We start from the raw sequence: 17,699 nt of genomic DNA, 5'->3' as shown, positions 1-17,699 counted from the left end.
AGGTAATGGTTATAGAGTGTCGTACAAAAAGTTCTGTAAAGAACCACAACAGGGAGACCCGATGATGGCCAATATAGATCGTTTTTCACCCCCCCTAAATTTGCTGGCAGCTGCTACACTGGCACTGCCGGTTTTGTTCTCTCCAGTAAAAGCGGACGCCGAATGGAAACCGACGCGTAATGTTGAGATATTGGTACCGGCAGGTGTTGGTGGCGGTAACGACCGGGCCGCGCGCATGGTCCACAAAATTCTTAAAGATCATAAATTCCTACCCGTTTCCGTCTCTATCGTGAACAAGCCTGGGGCAGGCGGTGCCATAGCTTACGCCTATCTCAATCAGTTCAAGAAAAATGGCCATCACGTTGCCCTTTATCCAACGTCGTTGCTGACCCGGCCAATTTCAGGACGAAGCGATATCACATTTCGCGATTTGACGCCGTTAGGTCATTTGTTCAACGAATATTCTGTGGTCATGGTGCGGAACGATTCACCAATCAAAACCGGAAAACATTTGATCAACATCCTCAAAAAAGACATCCACGCGAAAAGCTTCGCCATCGGTACCAGCCGGGTGAATACCAATGGGATCGCGCTTGCGACGGTCCTAAACGCGGTTGGAATGGATTATCGGAACCTCAGGGTTCTCACTCATAAATCCGGCGGTAAATCCTATGCTGCTGTTCTTGGTGGCCATGTTGACGTTTATGGAACGTCAGTCGGCAGTGCTCAGAAACGCCTGAAGAAAGGCAAGATGCGAGGCCTCGCGATTTCATCACCCAAGCAACTCGGCGGCGATGTTTCAGGAATTCCGACGTGGAAGGAACAAGGCGTCGATATTGAATTTTTCGGATTACGCGGGCTCATCGGCCCCGGTGGCTTGAGCAAAGATCAAATCGCCTATTGGGATGGGATCATTGGTAAGGTCGTCAAAACCAAAGAGTTCAAGGCTTATGCTAAAAAATCAGGGGCCGTCATCAATTACAATAATGCAGCCAATACATACGCGCTGTTGACGTCGCTTGAGAAAGAGTGGTCGACGCTTATGAAAAAGCTTGGCCTTGTTAAAAAGAAGAAAATGAAAAAATAATTTAAACGACTTTACCTCCCTGAGACGGCATCGGCTTTGACACAGGGCCGGTGTCGTTTCAGTTAACACCCTAAATATGGAGAAGATACGATGGTTAAGGCGGCACGTGGTGAGAATGGCGAACGGGGGCAACCTGCAATAGATATCCCGGCACCCCCGCCCAAGCCCCGAAAAATACGCTGGACCGTTATGAGCGACCGGGGACTGCCGCTGGGCATGCAGGAAGATATTATGGACGTGGTCGAGGACATCGTTGATCACGTAAAATCTGTTGACCACATGGGTCATTTGGAGCGCCTGTCGGTTGATTTCACGCGCCAGAAAAACGCCCAATATAAAGCCCGCGGGCTGTCATGCTTTCCAGGCGGCATTCCGTTTGAGATTGCTTATCTTCAAGGCACGGTGGAGGCATTTTTCAATCGCTTACCAGAAATAGGCTTCGACGGGGTGGAGATCAGTGATGACACACTGCCGACATTTCCCCTGACTGAACGGGCGGCCCTTATTAAACAAGCGCGCGATCTCGGGCTGGAGGTATTTTCTGAAACCGGCAAAAAATTTGGCGACGGTCCGACCTCGGCTCAAGACATTATAGATTGTGTAAAAAGTGATCTCGATGCCGGGTCGACAAAGGTTACTGTCGAAAATGCGGATCTGTTGTTGTTCTTGAAAGATGACCCGGGCGAAATTGAAAAAATTGTTGCCGGTGTCGGGATTGACGACATTCTGTTTGAAGTCGGCCCTAACGGCTGGCCTGATCTTGCGGTTTTTCTGCTTAAAGAACTAGGCCCGGACATCAATCTCGAAAATATGGAATGGGATAAAATGATCCCGATTGAATCGATGCGCCGGGGACTGCATCGCCAGATTGGCTATACGTTCCTGCATGATCTGCAAAGCTAGCTTTGATCTTTAAATATTTGTTGCAGGTCATCGATCAGAATTTGCCCTGCTGCAGAAAGGGGTTCGTTCTTACGGCGCATAAGACCGATGCTTCGTACCCATTGAAAGGGTCGGTCGAGCATTTCTATTGGTTGATGGGATGCATCTATATCCGCCTTGCGCGACGCACTTAAATAATCGGTAGCGGCGACGGTCGCGAGCGTAAACGGTATTGAATTTGATTGAATGGCCGGTGTCGGTAGCGGTCGCCCAGCTTCAAAATAAAGTGCTTCCAACCGTCGCCCGTAATGAGTTCCCGCTTCGCGGTGAACCCACCCGTAGGGATCAAAATCTGCGATGACATGATGTTCTTTTTGTAGCAATGGATGACCTTTTCGGACGATCACGCCATGTACATCGTTCATCAAAGAAATAAATTCTATATCATCCGTCTCACTTAAATCTTGTTCGGTCCCGATAAACATATCCAGGCCGCCAGCCAGTAACATTTCTAAATATACTTTTGAACTGACGTGATGCATCACTATCAGTTTTAGGCCCGGCCGCGCTTTGGTTAATTCAGAAACCACCTTGGGAAGCACTTCCTCCATCAGCCAAGACGGCGTGACGCCAATACTCAGTGATCCGGCATTTCCATTCTTTACCGCATCAATTTCATTAAGTGCCTTATTGGCTTGGGCGTGCATCAATGTCGCGTGTTGGGCGAGGGTTTCACCATACTTAGTCGGTTCAACACCTCTTGAATGGCGAAGGAACAGGGGCACTCCCACAGTATCTTCAAGAGTTTGGATGCTCTTGGTTAATCCCGATTGCGTAATGCCCAATTCACGTGCGGCACTACCGAAACTCCCGGTTTTAAGCACGGTCAAAAAATGTTCCAGTCGGCGCAAATCCATAACATGATATTATTTCATGCTTTTTATAGATAGTTAAGATTTTTTTCTAAGCAGTGGCCTCTTGAATGGTCGCCAACTTCAATATGGAGCTAATTATCGCAACTATTATTTTTAAATATAATTTGCATTAAACAGCACCCACCCTCTCTTGCCCTCATGAGGATATCTGCTTTTTGCCAACAACCTTTACCTCTCCCGCATACTCTCATCCTGATATCGCTGCAGGGGTGCGAGGAGATACTCAATAAGTCTTCGTTTGCCGGTTTTGACTTCGATTGTGACGTTCATGCCGGGGGACAGGGTGACGTGTTCGCTGCCCGATAGGATCGTGGTTTTGGCCATGGTGACGCGGATGGGGTAGACGAGGCCGAGGTTTTCGTCTTGGACCGCGTCGCCTGAGACGATGGCGACCTTGCCGTCGATGGTGCCGAACTTGGTGAAGGGGAAGCTTTCGACTTTTATTTCGGCGTCTTGTTTTGTGGTTACCCACGCCTTGTCCTTGTTCAGGATCATGGCTTCGATTTCGAGGCCGCTGTTGGCCGGGACGATGACCATGAGTTCTTGTGCCGGCGTGACCACACCACCGACCGTGTGCACCGCCAACTGCTGAACGACGCCATCGACAGGGGTGGTTAGGGTTTGCAGGCGCGAACGGTCGCTGGCCTTAATGAGTTCTTGTCGCACTGTGGCGGCCTGTTTGCGGGTTTCTGACAGCTGCCCCAGAACATCACGGCGGAATTCGGCAGCGACTTGGCGGCGCTTTGCCTGGTCGGTTTTGAGTGCGGATCTCGCCTTTTCTAGCTCGCTCTTTTGAACCACCAGGCGTTGCTGGTATTCAAGGTATTCCTGTTCAAGTTCCAGGTATGGCAAGCGCGCGAGAATGCCTTTTTCGACCAGTTCGAGTCGCTTGTTGACCCGTTCTTTAAGGTTGGGCAGAATTTTCTTGATGCTGGCGATTTCGCCCTGAATGCCACGAATTTCTGCGCGGCGCTGGACAACGCCGCCGTCGAGGGCGGCGAGGGTGGCTTGGTGTTCTTCGAACTGGCTATCCAAAAATGTCCGGCTTTGGCGGATGAGTTCAGAGGACGCCCCCTTGGGCGGCGTAAAACTTTTGATCGGATTTTTTCGCAGCAAGGCATCAAGTCGTGCCACTTCGGTTTCCATCGTGATGAGTTCTTGAAGGAGGCGAACTCGGTCGGCCTCGGTACCCGTCGGGTCCAACTCAACCAGCACATCGCCCTTCTTGACCGTCTGGCCGTCGGTGACACGGATAGCGCGGATGACACCGGACTCAAGGGGTTGAATGAGTTTTACTCGGGCCGTCGGAACAATCTTGCCCTGTGCAGTCGCAATAATATCCATCTCGCCAACCATCGCCCAGAACACCGCGATCATAAAAAAGCAGATGATGGCCAGTACCGTTGCGCGGCCCAGGGGAGAGGCCGGGGTTTCTGTGACCTCAAGGACGGCAGGCAGAAACGCCAATTCATGATTTTTGACACTGCTGCTCTTGTCGTCCTTAGCCTTGCTGTCTTTCTCATCGCGGAGTGCTTGGCGGAAGACGTCCCAGTGTTTGGAGAAGCTCATGACCGCACCACCTTTTTCTTAGAGGGCTTTTTTGTGGGGCGTTTCTTAGGTGTTGCCGAGGCTGATTTAGGTTTGCTTTTAGCGGCACTCTTCTTGGTTTTTGATTTGGCCTTACGTGCTGGTTTTGGGCTGCTTGCCTTGGTTACAGGAACATTTTCGATTACGTCCTTTTGAACTTCGACCTTTGTTACCATCGGTGTCGGATTCGCAGGCTGTGGAGGCGCGGGACGACGCACAATCAATTGGCCGTCGGGGCCCCGTTCAACAACTGCTTTTTGGGGCGCGGGTCGGGGCGCTGTGACTTGCGACGGAATTTGTGGCGTTGGCGCTGGTTTTTGGAGGACGGATTCCATCGGCGTGCCCCGCGCTTGCGCGGCCCACAGTCGGGCGTAGCGGCCGCCGCTTTTAAGGAGAACATTATGGCTGCCGTCTTCAACAATTTCACCCGCCTCGATGGTGATGATGCGGTCGCTGTCACGCACCGTGCTCAGCCGGTGAGCAATAACGAACACGGTGCGGCCTTCTGAGATGCCGCGCATGTTTTCCTGAATGATCTGTTCAGACTCATAATCCAACGCCGACGTTGCTTCATCAAAAATAAGAATGCGCGGGTTGGTCACTAGGGCACGGGCAATGGCAATGCGTTGGCGTTGACCGCCCGATAGGCTGCCACCGCGTTCTTCAATAATCGTATCATAGCCTTCCTGCAATTCCAGAATAAAGTCATGCGCCCCGGCCATCTTCGCGGCGTCAATCACCCGTTCCATCGACATCGCCGGATCGGCCAGGGCTATGTTGTCCCGCACCGTGCGATTGAATAGATAGTTTTCTTGCAGCACCACGCCGACTTGCCGGCGCAGCCAGGACGGGTCAACCAAAGCGAGATCAACGCCATCGACCAACACCCGCCCGCTTTCCGGCAAATAGAGCCGCTGAACTAATTTTGTCAGCGTGCTTTTACCTGACCCTGAAGGCCCGACGATGCCGATCACCTGTCCAGCAGGTACCTTTAAACTCACCCGTTTCAGAATCTCAGGCCCGTCGGGACGATAGCGGAAAATCACATTATCAACCTCGACATCTCCCCTGATTGTCGGCAGTGTCGCGCGGTTGGCGGTCGCGGCGTCTTCGGTCTTCTCATTGAGAATATCGCCCAAGCGCGCCACCGAAATTCGCATCTGCTGGAAGTCCTGCCACAATTGAGCAAGCCGCAGGATCGGCTGGCTGACCCGACCGGACAGCATGTTGAACGCAACGAGTTGCCCGACGGTTAGGTCTCCATCAATCACCAACCGTGCACCGAACCACAGCGTCAGCGCCATGGTGACTTTTTGGATCAGCTGCACGCCTTGTGAAGCGATGTTGCCAAGGTTCGCCGTTTTAAACGAGATGTTGACGTAGCCCGCCAATTGTTCTTCCCATCGGCGCTGCATCTGCGGTTCGACGGCGAGAGATTTGAGGGTCTCAACACCCGTAATAGATTCAACCAGGAACGCTTGGTTCTCCGCCCCGCGTTGAAACTTCTCTTCGACTCTTCGCCTCAGGACCGGGGTGATCAATAAAGACACCGTAATATAAAATGGGATCGAGCCTAGCACGATCCACGTCAACGTCGGCGCGAACATGTACATGACCGCAAAAAAAATCACCGTGAACGCCAAGTCCACCACCAGTGTCAACGCCGACCCGGTCAGAAAGTTCCGGATGTTCTCCAACTCGCGTACCCGGGCGACAGTCTCGCCGACGCGCCGAACACCAAAAAAACTAATTGGCAGGCGCATCAAATGCTTGAACAAACTCGCGCCCAACTGCACATCGATCCGATTGGTGGTGTGCGAGAAGACGTAAGTTCGAAGCCCACCCAATAAGACCTCAAACACCGAGACCACAATCAACGCGAATACCAAGACATCCAGGCTGGTCAGCCCCCGGTGGATCAACACCTTGTCGATGATGACCTGAAAGAACAGCGGTGTGATCAGCGCAAATACTTGAATAAACAGCGACGCCAGCAACACCTCACCAAACAAATGGCGGTATTTTATGACTGCCGGAATAAACCACGACACATCGAAGGCCCGGCCTTCGCCGGTCAGCTTCTTGCGGTTGGTGAAGAGAATCAAACGCCCGTCCCAAATCTCCTCGAATTGTGCGCGGGTGAGGGTCTCTGGCCGTCCAACAGCCGGGTCCTGGATCAGAACCTTTTCTTCCTCATCCTCCCGTTGCGCCACCTTGGCCAGCACGAAAAAGGTCCCATCCGCGCGGCTGGCGATGGCTGGCAGCGGTGTCTTGCCCAACCGATCCCACTTCGCCGAAATCGCCTGGCACTTTAAATCCAGGTCCTTGCCCGCCAACAAAATCGTCGTCTCATCGAACAACTTTCCGCTGGTGCCAAACTGATGCGCGATTTGTTCGGGGCTGGAGGGTTTTTCCAAGAAATGGGCGAGCAGGACCAGGCAGGCCAAACCTGTGTCCATAGGTCCGGTGTCGGGAACTCCAGCAGGGTCGGAATCAGGTCCTGTTTCTGCCCGCTCCCCTAACGACTTATTCTGGCTTTCTGTTTTGGACTGATCCAAGGCGCACACACCTTTATGTAAAAATCTGAACTTGCGGTCGCGATTCAGACCATAACGCCAAAATCATTTAAATTAGTCTAATGGTGAGGCCGCAGCCGCTTGGTCCTTTTTACCAAATTAGCGCCAAATTAGCGATAGCGCCGTAAATTAATATTATTACTGCTGGGGACAACCGCCAGGGGGTTGCGCCTGCCCCTCGTTATTCGCTCTCCGGAAAAGCCGCCCTACTCCTGACCCCGTCCCTGGTTGGCCTCAAGGTGTTATAAACCCTAACGTATCGTGTGAAACGACAATATAATATTTTAAATTTATAAGCCATTTGGGAGTAAATGCAGAGGTAGGGTCAGATTTTGAATTATAAAACACCAGGAGGCGAAAGACTTAAATGCCGAAAACAAAAATCCACAATTCAAGACTTGACCCCATTCTTTCAGGCAACGACCAACTAAGCGATGGCGCCGGTGATGATGTCTATGAATTTGGTCGCGGCGATGGACAGGATTTGATCGATAATACTGGCGAAAGCGCATCAAACGACAAAGTCGTCTTTGGGAGTGGCGTCGGTACGGATCAACTTTGGTTCAGCCAATTGGGAGATGACTTTTCGGTAAGTATCATTGGCACTGATGATCAAATGATTATCGATGAGTGGTATTTGGATGATGGTGCAAACCAGTTCGCCACGTTTGAAGTGGACAATGGATCGAGCCTAAATGCAGCCAACATCGAGAATTTGGTGTCTGCCATGGCTGCTTTCTCTCCGCCAGCGTTGGGGGAAACGAATTTATCCCAAACATTACACGACAACCTCGACACGATTATCGTCGCGAACTGGCAATGATTTCATATTTGAGATTGACGTTAAGATTGGAAAGATGGCCAGAACGGATAAAAGGGGAAACATGGGGATAGAAGAAGATAGATGATTCTGGTGTGTTATGCCGATGCTATGATCCTGGGCTTTCCGCGACTATTGTCGTTATTCATCCCCAATTGTGCCATGGGTCTGCTTAACTGCTCCAGTAGGACTATAAAAATTTCATAGTCCTACTGAATGCAAATCAGGAGTAAAGTTTACGCGGTCGGAATAGCCTTAACCACGGGCCGAAGACTGAACGATGTGGGAATGAAGAGTGAATGGATTCCGGCACCGCCCGCGACGGCGATCATGATATCTTCGGCTTGGTCGGCGACTCCGATATGGTCTGGGTCTCCGACGGTTTCAAACCAATTGGAACGACGGTGATGCAGTCCTTTGACGGTTTTCTCGACAAATCTGGTTAGCGGGATGCGTCCTTTTTCGAAAATATAATTGCGGATGTCGTCTTTGCTGAAGCCATCCCGGTCGAGCATGAAGGCGTGCTCGGGGCTAAAGACCAGCAACGGACCAGAGGCAAAAATGATGTTGTTATTGCCGAGAGCCGTAACAGCACCAATGAAATGTTCCAATACTTCCTCACCATGTTCACAGCCGTAGGTGAACACATTGTGAGGCGACGACGCACCGCCGACAACACTGACCGCACTCTCATTCGCTTTAAATCCATAATCAGTGTGGAACGGAGACCAAGGACTTTCGTCCTCGTTTTCAGCAAAGCAATAGGTGTACTTGCCTGGTTGACCATGGGTTGCGACATCGGTCTCGTCCGGAATTTCGCCGCCAATGTTACGGCACACCAGCCGCACGGCGCGGCCGATAGTCGCGTTCGGTCGATTGCCTGAGCCAAATACATTACGCCCTGAATTGGCACCAAGTGCATGGCTGATAGGCCCGTTTAAAATCAACAGAGGCGTACTCATGTTGGTCGCCGTTTGTGCGCCGTATAATTTGGCGTCGTCTTCGATCATGCCTTCCGTCGCTGCGAGAACGGCTGGGAAGTATTCTGGTTTACAACCCGCCATTACTGCATTGATAGCAATCTTTTCCACGGTCGCCGGACGATGACGGGGCGGAACAATGCCGACGATTTCTTTGGGGTCTCGATTAACCGTGCTCAATGCTGCCGTGACTTTCTCAAGGGTTGGCGACACGACTGGCAATCCATCGGTCCAGCCTTGTTCAAAGAAGAATTCCTGATCGTCAGCTTGTGCTTCTTCGATTGAGATTTTCTCATCTGAAATTGGCCGCGCGACTTCTGCACTTACAAAATTATCTGAGGTTAAAGTCTGGGCAATTGCATCGACCACAGCATCAGCCCGTTCTATCACCTGATCTTTAGAAGCGCTGTGCATGGGGTGTGGGATTTCGACCAAGGGTAATGTAGAAAGCCCCCGTCCCATGGCTTGCTGTCGGGCAGCACCGGAAAACGCCGTGCTGAATATGGAGGCAGTGGGCTTGCCTTTGCCTTCGAGTGTCACCGCGTCGGCAACGGTCATGGAAGTTGATGTGCCGCAATCACCGAAGCATTGAATAACGGCCTCACACCCGGAAAGCATATCGATTTCATCACTGGGCAACGTGTCCTTTGGGGCCAGCTTACGGACCACGGCTCCAATCTCAATGCCGTATTGATCCGTTAGTTTCTCGCCAATGCGGCGAATGAACATGTCTGCGTTCATCTTACTGTTGTCGACAAATCCAACCTTCACACCTTTGAGGCCCTTCAGTCGGACTGCGGGTGTTACGGCATTAACCTCTTCGATTACTTTAGGGTTGAGAACGGTTACCTGTGTCATTTTCTTTGTCCTTTGCAAACGGTCGATAGGTTTAAAACATTCATTCGTCTTCGTACTTTTTCAGCTGCTCGGCTGAGAAATAGCGTTCTTCAAGTTCCCGTTGTCTGGCCGGGCCTTCGCCTTCTGGCCCGACGCGCGGGATCGGATAGGGTTTGTCTTTACGGCTTTCGGAAAAGTCTTCCCAAGCCGTAATGCCACGGTCATTAAAGTCCTGCATGAAATCGTAAAGGGCGGCCCAGGTGACGTGATGGGTAAAACCCGGATACCATGCGATTGTAACGCCCAGCGCCATATGTTCTTCGGGACTCAAATATTTTGGCAGCTTGCCTTTCATGAAAGAAAACGGGCCAGAGACCAACGAGCGCGCGCGTTTAATTTCGTCAATAGAGTGAGGTGATTCCAACTGTACCCAATCAACGCCGGCTTCGGTCTCGTAGGCTTGTAATCGTTCAAGGCAATTTTCGAGACTACTGTTGGAGGCGTCGCGGGCATAACACTGAGCCATCACGACGAAGTCCGGATCCAGTTCGTTTTTCATATCGACGGCGGCACGGTAACGGGCGATGGCTTGATCCATCGGCACCACCTCCATGCCCGCACTTTGGGTTCGGCGTTTGCCTTCGATTGGCTGATCATCGATGCGTATGCCGGAGATACCTGCGCGAATGCATTCTTTAATCATGCGGCGCACGGCCATGATCCCGCCGTGGCCAGTATCACCGTCCATGATGATGGGGAATTTGACACTATCGGCAATCCATCCGGCGACTTGAACGCACTCGGTCATTGTCGCGGTGCCGACGTCGGCGAGCCCAGTATACGTACCCACCACACCACTGGTGCCAGAGAATGCAGCTTCGCACCCAGCCTCTTCCATCACCCGAGCATGGGCTGCCGTCGGGGTATGGAGAATGGTTAGGACCTTGTCTTTGCGATGAATGAGTTGCTGCAGTCGAGCACGTGGCGAGATGTCGGTCATTCTAATTTCCCTCAGCCTTTCGTTCGGCCAAAACCCGCCGCGTGTACTCTGCAATTCCGCCGTCACTGATTAATTTCAAAAGCTCAGGTGCCAAGGGAACAATACGAGCTTCAAAGCCATTTGCGCGGTTTAGAACCCGACCCTCCACAAGATTAACATCAAGCTCGTCACCTTCTGAAACATTTTCATCGATGCCTGGGCAATAAACAGCCGGGACCCCAAGATTGACACAATTGCGTAAAAAGATGCGCCCGAATGTGGGGGCCAGAACTGCGGCGATACCGGCTTCTTTCATGGAACCAGGCGCTTCCTCACGGCTGGAGCCACAGCCGAAATTCGGCCCGCCAACGATGATGTCACCTTTTATAACCGTGTCTGGAAAATCAGGATCTGCCCCTGTCATGAGGTGGCTCGCCATCTCGCCTGGTTCGTAGCTCGGTTTAAAATAGCGTTTCGGAAAGATCAGATCTGTATTGATGTTTTCGCCAAATTTTCTGGCTCTGCCAACAAGACTCATGATGTGCCTCCTTTGGACATGATCTCCTCTGGGGGAACGATACATCCGGCGATCGCAGATGCCGCGACAGTTGCCGGGGATGCCACATAAAGTTCACTATCTGGACTGCCAATTCTTCCGGCAAAATTTCGACTGCTGCTGGTGATGGCGATTTCCTTCCCGCCCAGCATGCCCAACTGGCAGCCACTGCACGGGCCGCAACCAGCGGTCCCAATTTGCGCGCCGGCGCGCACAAGATCATCAATTAGGCCTTCTTTGTTCGCCTGAAGGAAGACTTCGGTTGATCCAGGATTAACAATCAAACGAGTGTCTGGCGATATCTTTTTGCCGCGTAACACTTTCGCTGCTTCCTGAAAATCTTCAAGCCGTCCACCTGTGCAGGTGCCCAGCACAGCCTCATCAATTTTGACACTGGAAAGGCTGCTCGCAGGTTCGACTTTGGACAGGTCATGGGGCAAGGCGACCATGGGTTCCAAATCGCTCACATCAAATTCGTAGACCTTGGCAAAGTCGTCATCGGAATCAGTTGTTTGCGGATTGCATAAATTTCGATCCCGTCGTCCCTCCATCCATTTCCAGGTCGTCTCATCCGGTGCGACGTAACCGGATTTGGCACCGATCTCCACGGCTAAATTACAAAGCGTTAAGCGGCCATCCATGCTCATGGAACGCACAGTCGGCCCGGCGTATTCGACGGCCTGATAGGTGCAGACAGCTTCGCCATGATCCTTCAGAATATTGAGAATAATATCTTTGGCGGTGACCCAGGGTTTAAGCTCGCCCTGAATGTCGAAACGAACGACTTCGGGCACCCGCATCCAGTTGTATCCAATGCTCAGCAGCGAGCCTAAATCGGAGTGTCCCATTCCTGTGGACATGCAGCCGAGCGCGCTATTTGTTACCGTATGAGAATCTGAACCAACAATAAGTGCCCCAGGAAACGCAAATCCTTTTTCCGGCAGGATGACATGGCAGATGCCTTCGCCGGGATAGAAATTGGTGATGTTTTGTTCCTTCATCCAAGCGCGTGATCGCTGTTGTGATTCTGCATCTTGAACGCGGGGGGCTGGGTATGTGTGATCAAAGACAACGACGACCTTGGACGGGTTCCAAACTTTTTCCGCACCCATTTCGGAGAACCGTTGCATCACCCTGGCGACACCCCGGTCATGCAGCATCACGTAATCGGGTTCTACATTGACGATCTCACCAGGATCAACTGACGGTTTCCCTGCGTGTTGGGCGATGATTTTTGCAAGTGCATGCATATCCCGTTTACTCCCTATTTCGCCAAGGCGAACGTTGCGGCTTCACGGCCGGAAATTCGCCCGAAGACAGATCCCGCCATCAGACCCGTGCTGCCCGGATAGTTAAAGTAATAGAGGCCACCGATAAGTTCCCCTGCGGCATAGAGGCCGGGAATGTCGATGTCGTCGATATCCAGCACGTGCGCTTCTGGATTAATTTTAAGACCGCCGAAGGTGAAGGTAATACCGCAACCGACCGAATAAGCCTCGTAGGGTGGTTCAGAGATGGGGTTAGCCCAATTGGTCTTGTTAAACTCAAGACCTTCGGTTGTTCTGCCGTCTTTAATATTGGGGTCGAACTCAACACCATCTTTGATGGCTGCGTTGTATTCACGGACCGTTTCTAGGAAATTGTTGTAGTTCACGTCCTGCATTTTATCGCAGAGTTCTTCAAGAGTATCAGCTTTAACTTTTGTCGCGCCCCGCAGTTTATATTCGTCGCGCATCAGGTGTGTGACTTGTGAATCAAAAATTTGCCAGGCGAAGCCGCCAGGTTGTTCCAGGACCACGCGACCATATTTTGCGTACGTGTAGTTCCGGAAATCGGCGCCTTCGTCGAGGAACCGCTTGCCTTCTGAATTGACCATGATGCTGAAGGGGTAGCTGTGCCGATATCCCGCGTGCGGTGCGTTGACGTCGCCGAAATCGGACGCATACCGCTCCCAAGCGACGGAGTGACAACCCGACCACTGGCCATATGATTGGGCACCAATGTCTAACGCCATCTGGATGCCATCGCCTGTGTTGTAACGCGTACCCCGGACTTTCGCTTGATCCCAGCCGGGACCAAGATACCGTGTCCGCATTTCCCGGTTGGCTTCAAACCCGCCGCTAGCGAGAACAACTGACTTCGCTTGAATTTCTTCTTCCACGCGCCCCGATATCAAGCGCACACCTTCGATGCCGTCTTTGCCTTGAAGTAGGCTCATCACGCGCGCGTTGTAGCGAACATCAATGCCATGCTTTTCGGAACAATCGTAGAGCGATTGGACCAAGCCAGTTCCGCCCCCGTTTGCATAAATGACAACGCCGCCGAAAAATTTGAATTTGCCTTTGACGTTAAAAGCTTGCCGACCATAGTTCGCCATGAAACGAACACCCCGACCGCGCAGCCATTGGACTGTCTCGGCGCTGCTGTCGACGATGACTTCTGCCAAGTCAGGATCAATGTAGTATTGGGTGATATTGAACAGATCGTCGAGATACGTCTCGCGGGAATATTCGCCAAAATCAGTTCGAGCAATCTCATCGTCGGTGAGGTCTGGCACGACGGCTTTTATATCGTCAGCGCCGTGGTGAACGATGCGAAAGCCGCCCCCGGTGTAGGCCGAGTTTCCGCCGCGAGTATCTTCCGGTGCGCGCTCCAATACTAAAACACTTGCACCTTGTTCATTTGCGGATAGGGCTGCGCAAAGCGCTGCATTCCCACCGCCGACGACAACTACGTCATAAGATTTCTTTTCCATTATTTTCTTTCCGTCATTTGTTTCTGCCTTACTGAAGGGGCCAAGGCAGATCGATTTCGAAAACCGTCTGCAACACACCGGCCGGATAGTCCAAAGTCATGAAGTGAGATAACGCCCCAAGGAAGAGTACGAACGTCCCGGCGCAGAGGGCGCTATTTCGATGTCCCCATTCTGCTTTTTTAAAAATGAATGCATAGATGAAGGCGGCAACGCCGATTACAAATCCCAACAACGCTGAAACACCCAGCATGCCGAGGAGCCAAAGCAGATAATATTCGCTTGAGCGGTATTCGATGTGTTCGTTGAACTCTTCACGTTCTGAATCATAAAACACTGTTGCCGGCTGCTTTCCAGCAACCAGTTGGAGCCCTATGGGCACAAGGAACACAAGCGATAGACACGCCGAGAACCAAGGATAGATGACCGTCAAATTTTCTTCATGCCGAAAGGTATCGCCGACAACCAGGGCCACGAAACCTACAAGCAAGGCATAAAACATTAACTGAGGTCGTTTTCCACGTGCCGCGTAGGGCCCATCGTTGCTCATCGCCGGTTTGTTTGGCTTGAACCGAATGGCGACAAAGATTGACAAGATTGTCAGGGCGAGGAGAACCAAGACGATTGGTTTCTCCAGAACTCTGAACCCATGGACAGAATACGTCACGTAGACCATTTGTTCGACCTGTGGCGCCAAAACAAAACCGATTAAGAGAGCGGGCCGAGGCCAACCAAATCGTTTCATGTAAACACCCAGGGTCCCTAGCACCATCAGCAGGATCAAATCACCCCAGTGCCGAGATGCCTGGAAAGCAGCAAAGAAAATCAGTCCAAACATGAAGGGGGCGACCAGGGTGTAGCGGATGGTCGTCAGCTTGGCGATGTGATCGGCTAAGAACACACATGTTCCGGCGCCAATAATATTGGCAAGCGCAACAGACCAAATCATCAAATAGACAAGATCAAGCTGACTGGTAATGATATGCAAACCGGGTTCTATGCCGATCAGCACAAACCCGCCCAGCAAAATAGCCATGCTGCTGGATCCGGGAATGCCGAACAGCAAGGTTGGAATTAAGGCCCCACCTTCCTTTGCATTGTTGGCCGATTCCGGTGCGATGACACCCCGCACATCACCCGTGCCATAAACGGTGTGATCGTGCCTTTCTTTTCCCAAGAATGTAGTTTCTTAACCCAAGTCGAATTGTTGGCGTAGCCGAGATTCAATTCGCCACGTAGAGTCGCTTTTCGCCATTTGCTAGCCGATAGGCCATAGACAATTTTTGGGAAAAACCCCAACATGTCTGCAGACATGGCCATGCGAATTTCAGACGATGTCGCATTTTTTGCACCCATGAGGAGCTTGGATTTATTCTTTCTCAGAGTGGCAATATCCTTGCCAATATCCTTGCCGGTAATCCCCGTTTGATCGGTTACTCCGTAGAATAATGACCCCATGGGATTGACCATAATCGGCACCCAGGAAGATACTTTGAATTTAACCTTCTTACCGCCAAATACCGAATTGGTCAGGGTTGAACTAGAAACGCCCATGACCGTAAGCCCATCGGGCTTGGCCTTTTGAAACTGATTGGCGCCCCGGACCGAACCACCGCCTGGCTTATTAAGGACAACGACCTTCGGTTTTCCTGGTAGGTTTTCTGCAAAAAAAGGCACCAATATTCGAGCAAAGGTATCCGTACCACCGCCTTCTTTGAAAGGTATTAGAAATGTAACAGTCTTACCTGCAAAATTAACTTCGGCTGAAGCCACAGTACCGGTAAATGCGACAACTGCCGCAAGTGTGAGGCCTAAAAAATGTCTAACAATTGACATGATACTTTCTCTCCTGTTTGTGCGTGGACGCGTCTCGAAATCCCCAACCCAGTTAGTTCAACCGTTATGCCGTTGAACTAACTTTCAAGGCGATCGTTCCACTACGTGGAATACTGTTCCATAATTATGGTAGAGTTAATACAGGCGCAGAGTCAAGTTTGAAAATGATTTGGAATTCAGGCGTTGGTAATCATATCGCCGACACATACACAAACTGCGTCGATTCGAAGAGACCTTATTACAATTTAGCTGGCGATATCTCGTGCACGAAATCCAAGTTGCTGCGAAAGATCACCGACCCCATTTAATAAAGAACTCATACAAAGATCGCGATGTTCCTTTGTAAATCGACCCTCTGGGGTGATGATGTCGATCACGGCGACTGTGGCACCTGTATAGTCTTTGACTGGGGCTGCCAATGATGCACCGCCAGTAAATAATTCACTTCGACTTTCGGCAAAGCCTTGCTCACGGATGCGCGCGATTTCCTGCTTTAAAGCGTCTGTTTCTGTAATCGTCTGATTGCAAATTTTTTCGAGTAATGTTCGGTTGAGATAATCATCAATTTCCAAATCACTTAAACCGGCAAATAAGACCTTGCTGGCAGCACCAGCGTATAAGGGTGAACTTCGTCCCAACTCCACCATACGCCGCATCGGGTGCAAACCTTCTGCAAAATCGATGTGGACCCGGTAATCCCCGGTCCGAATTGACAGAACAACCGTCTCTTCAACTTGATCTCTAATCACCCGCAACAGCGGCATGGCAAGACCATGGATATTGGCTTGGCGCCGTCGAATATCCGCAAGGTGGAGCAGTTCAAACCCGAGACTGTATTTACCTGAGATAGAATCCTGCATGCATAGTCCCCGATCACACAGAGTCGAAAGCACGCGAAACGTCGTTGTCTTGGGAAGGCCCGAACGCGATACAATTTCAGGAAGCGAAAGTTCAGAGTCAGCATGGGAAAAAACAAATAAAATATCCGCAGCTCGGTTTACCGCTTCGACCGCGTATGCATTTCCAGATCGTTGCTTGGGTAGAATTCCTTTTTTTGTAAGGTTTGCCATCGTCGGTACCGCACGCTCCTAAATTTTCAGCCGTTTCGTTAAAATTTCGGCAGATATTGAAATAAGTCATTCCATAATATGGAATAGCGTTCCATAATTCAAAGAACTTTTCATGTGCGGACTTAATAGACTCACTATTATGGCGACGTGGTTTGTAACACGAGGAATATGAAATGAACCAATCAGAGGGCATCGCTGCTAGTCAGATGAAAATTATTTCTAGTAGTGCAAGCGGATTAAACGCAACAAACTTGTTAGCGAGCCATGCATCTACTCTGCCCTTTGAAGCACTTCCACAAGATGTCCTGAAAATGACCAAATGCTGCGTTCTTGACACGCTTGGTGTAAGCATCGGAGCCAGCGCCTTGATCCCTGAGGGCCAAATTCTTGCCGACTATGTTCAAGAACTTGGCGGCAAGGCGGAAAGTACGATCCTTGGGTTTGGGTGCAAGGCCCCAGCCCCATGGGCCGTCTTTGCCAACGGCAGCGTCGGGCATATGTTGGATTTTGACGACGTCGCCCGGGGCGGACACCCAAGCATTGCAACCATCCCGGTCGCCTTTGCCTTAGGCGAAAAGCAGGAAGGAATCAGTGGTCGCGACTTCCTGACGGCCATTGCCGTCGGCATGGATGTCATGATCCGCCTCGAGAACGCGATTACAATTCCGCAATGGATCATGACCGAAGGCTGGTTCCCAACGCAGCTTTTCGGTTTCTTCGCAGCTACTGCGACGGCGGGACGAGTATTGGGTCTTGATGCATTGCAAATGGAAAATGCCTTTGGTGCTGCCTTTACGCAAGT

At 51.2% G+C, this 17,699-nt stretch carries 15 protein-coding genes; 4 read left to right on the top strand and 11 right to left on the bottom strand.

Annotated features, from left to right (window positions below; all coding sequences use genetic code 11):
- The first annotated feature begins 61 nt into the window (after nucleotides 1-61).
- Both HOM51_04020 and HOM51_04015 read left to right on the top strand, forming a co-directional pair.
- Nucleotides 62-1,087, top strand: a complete 1,026-nt coding sequence (locus HOM51_04020; protein MBT5033664.1) for a tripartite tricarboxylate transporter substrate binding protein — start codon at nucleotides 62-64, stop codon at nucleotides 1,085-1,087.
- Between the two features lie 90 nt (nucleotides 1,088-1,177).
- Complete coding sequence (locus tag HOM51_04015) at nucleotides 1,178-1,990, top strand: hypothetical protein (GenBank protein ID MBT5033663.1); 813 nt, start codon at nucleotides 1,178-1,180, stop codon at nucleotides 1,988-1,990.
- Here HOM51_04015 and HOM51_04010 read toward each other — a convergent pair.
- The 3 genes from HOM51_04010 to HOM51_04000 form a co-directional block, all read right to left on the bottom strand.
- Nucleotides 1,987-2,859 carry a LysR family transcriptional regulator gene (locus tag HOM51_04010; protein MBT5033662.1) on the bottom strand — a complete coding sequence of 291 codons (873 nt, stop codon included), beginning with the start codon at nucleotides 2,857-2,859 and terminating at the stop codon, nucleotides 1,987-1,989. The genes HOM51_04015 and HOM51_04010 overlap by 4 nt on opposite strands.
- A 213-nt stretch (nucleotides 2,860-3,072) precedes the next feature.
- Nucleotides 3,073-4,473, bottom strand: coding sequence for an HlyD family type I secretion periplasmic adaptor subunit (locus tag HOM51_04005; GenBank protein ID MBT5033661.1), 1,401 nt, complete (start codon nucleotides 4,471-4,473; stop codon nucleotides 3,073-3,075).
- A complete protein-coding gene (locus HOM51_04000; GenBank protein MBT5033660.1) occupies nucleotides 4,470-6,950 on the bottom strand; it encodes a type I secretion system permease/ATPase in 2,481 nt (826 codons plus the stop codon). Before HOM51_04000 ends, HOM51_04005 begins: the two co-directional genes overlap by 4 nt.
- A 484-nt stretch (nucleotides 6,951-7,434) precedes the next feature.
- On the opposite strand from HOM51_04000, the gene HOM51_03995 reads away from it, so the two are divergent.
- A complete protein-coding gene (locus tag HOM51_03995; protein MBT5033659.1) occupies nucleotides 7,435-7,890 on the top strand; it encodes a hypothetical protein in 456 nt (151 codons plus the stop codon).
- A 233-nt stretch (nucleotides 7,891-8,123) separates the two neighbouring features.
- Here the strand turns inward: HOM51_03995 and HOM51_03990 are convergent, their stop codons facing one another.
- The 8 genes from HOM51_03990 to HOM51_03955 form a co-directional block, all read right to left on the bottom strand.
- Entirely contained in the window at nucleotides 8,124-9,725 is a 1,602-nt protein-coding gene (locus HOM51_03990) for a hypothetical protein (protein ID MBT5033658.1), read from the bottom strand.
- A gap of 40 nt (nucleotides 9,726-9,765) precedes the next feature.
- Nucleotides 9,766-10,704, bottom strand: a complete 939-nt coding sequence (locus HOM51_03985) for an isocitrate lyase/PEP mutase family protein (protein MBT5033657.1) — start codon at nucleotides 10,702-10,704, stop codon at nucleotides 9,766-9,768.
- A gap of 1 nt (nucleotide 10,705) precedes the next feature.
- Nucleotides 10,706-11,221 (bottom strand): 3-isopropylmalate dehydratase, encoded by a 516-nt coding sequence (locus tag HOM51_03980; GenBank protein ID MBT5033656.1) that lies wholly within the window; start codon nucleotides 11,219-11,221, stop codon nucleotides 10,706-10,708.
- Complete coding sequence (locus HOM51_03975; protein MBT5033655.1) at nucleotides 11,218-12,489, bottom strand: 3-isopropylmalate dehydratase large subunit; 1,272 nt, start codon at nucleotides 12,487-12,489, stop codon at nucleotides 11,218-11,220. Before HOM51_03975 ends, HOM51_03980 begins: the two co-directional genes overlap by 4 nt.
- A gap of 14 nt (nucleotides 12,490-12,503) precedes the next feature.
- Complete coding sequence (gene tcuA, locus HOM51_03970) at nucleotides 12,504-13,994, bottom strand: FAD-dependent tricarballylate dehydrogenase TcuA (GenBank protein ID MBT5033654.1); 1,491 nt, start codon at nucleotides 13,992-13,994, stop codon at nucleotides 12,504-12,506.
- Between the two features lie 28 nt (nucleotides 13,995-14,022).
- Entirely contained in the window at nucleotides 14,023-15,168 is a 1,146-nt protein-coding gene (locus HOM51_03965; GenBank protein MBT5033653.1) for a tripartite tricarboxylate transporter permease, read from the bottom strand.
- Nucleotides 15,066-15,827 (bottom strand): hypothetical protein, encoded by a 762-nt coding sequence (locus HOM51_03960; protein ID MBT5033652.1) that lies wholly within the window; start codon nucleotides 15,825-15,827, stop codon nucleotides 15,066-15,068. The genes HOM51_03965 and HOM51_03960 overlap by 103 nt, the downstream gene beginning before the upstream one ends.
- A gap of 245 nt (nucleotides 15,828-16,072) precedes the next feature.
- Complete coding sequence (locus HOM51_03955) at nucleotides 16,073-16,897, bottom strand: IclR family transcriptional regulator (GenBank protein ID MBT5033651.1); 825 nt, start codon at nucleotides 16,895-16,897, stop codon at nucleotides 16,073-16,075.
- 173 nt (nucleotides 16,898-17,070) lie between these two features.
- On the opposite strand from HOM51_03955, the gene HOM51_03950 reads away from it, so the two are divergent.
- Nucleotides 17,071-17,699 (top strand): MmgE/PrpD family protein (locus HOM51_03950; GenBank protein MBT5033650.1); only part of this gene is annotated, 629 nt, incomplete at its 3' end.

This window comes from Rhodospirillaceae bacterium (assembly GCA_018660465.1).
Lineage (GTDB): Bacteria > Pseudomonadota > Alphaproteobacteria > Rhodospirillales > JABJKH01 > JABJKH01.
The sequence above is the reverse complement of the archived record's forward strand: the minus strand, read 5'-3'. Positions and strand labels throughout refer to the sequence as shown.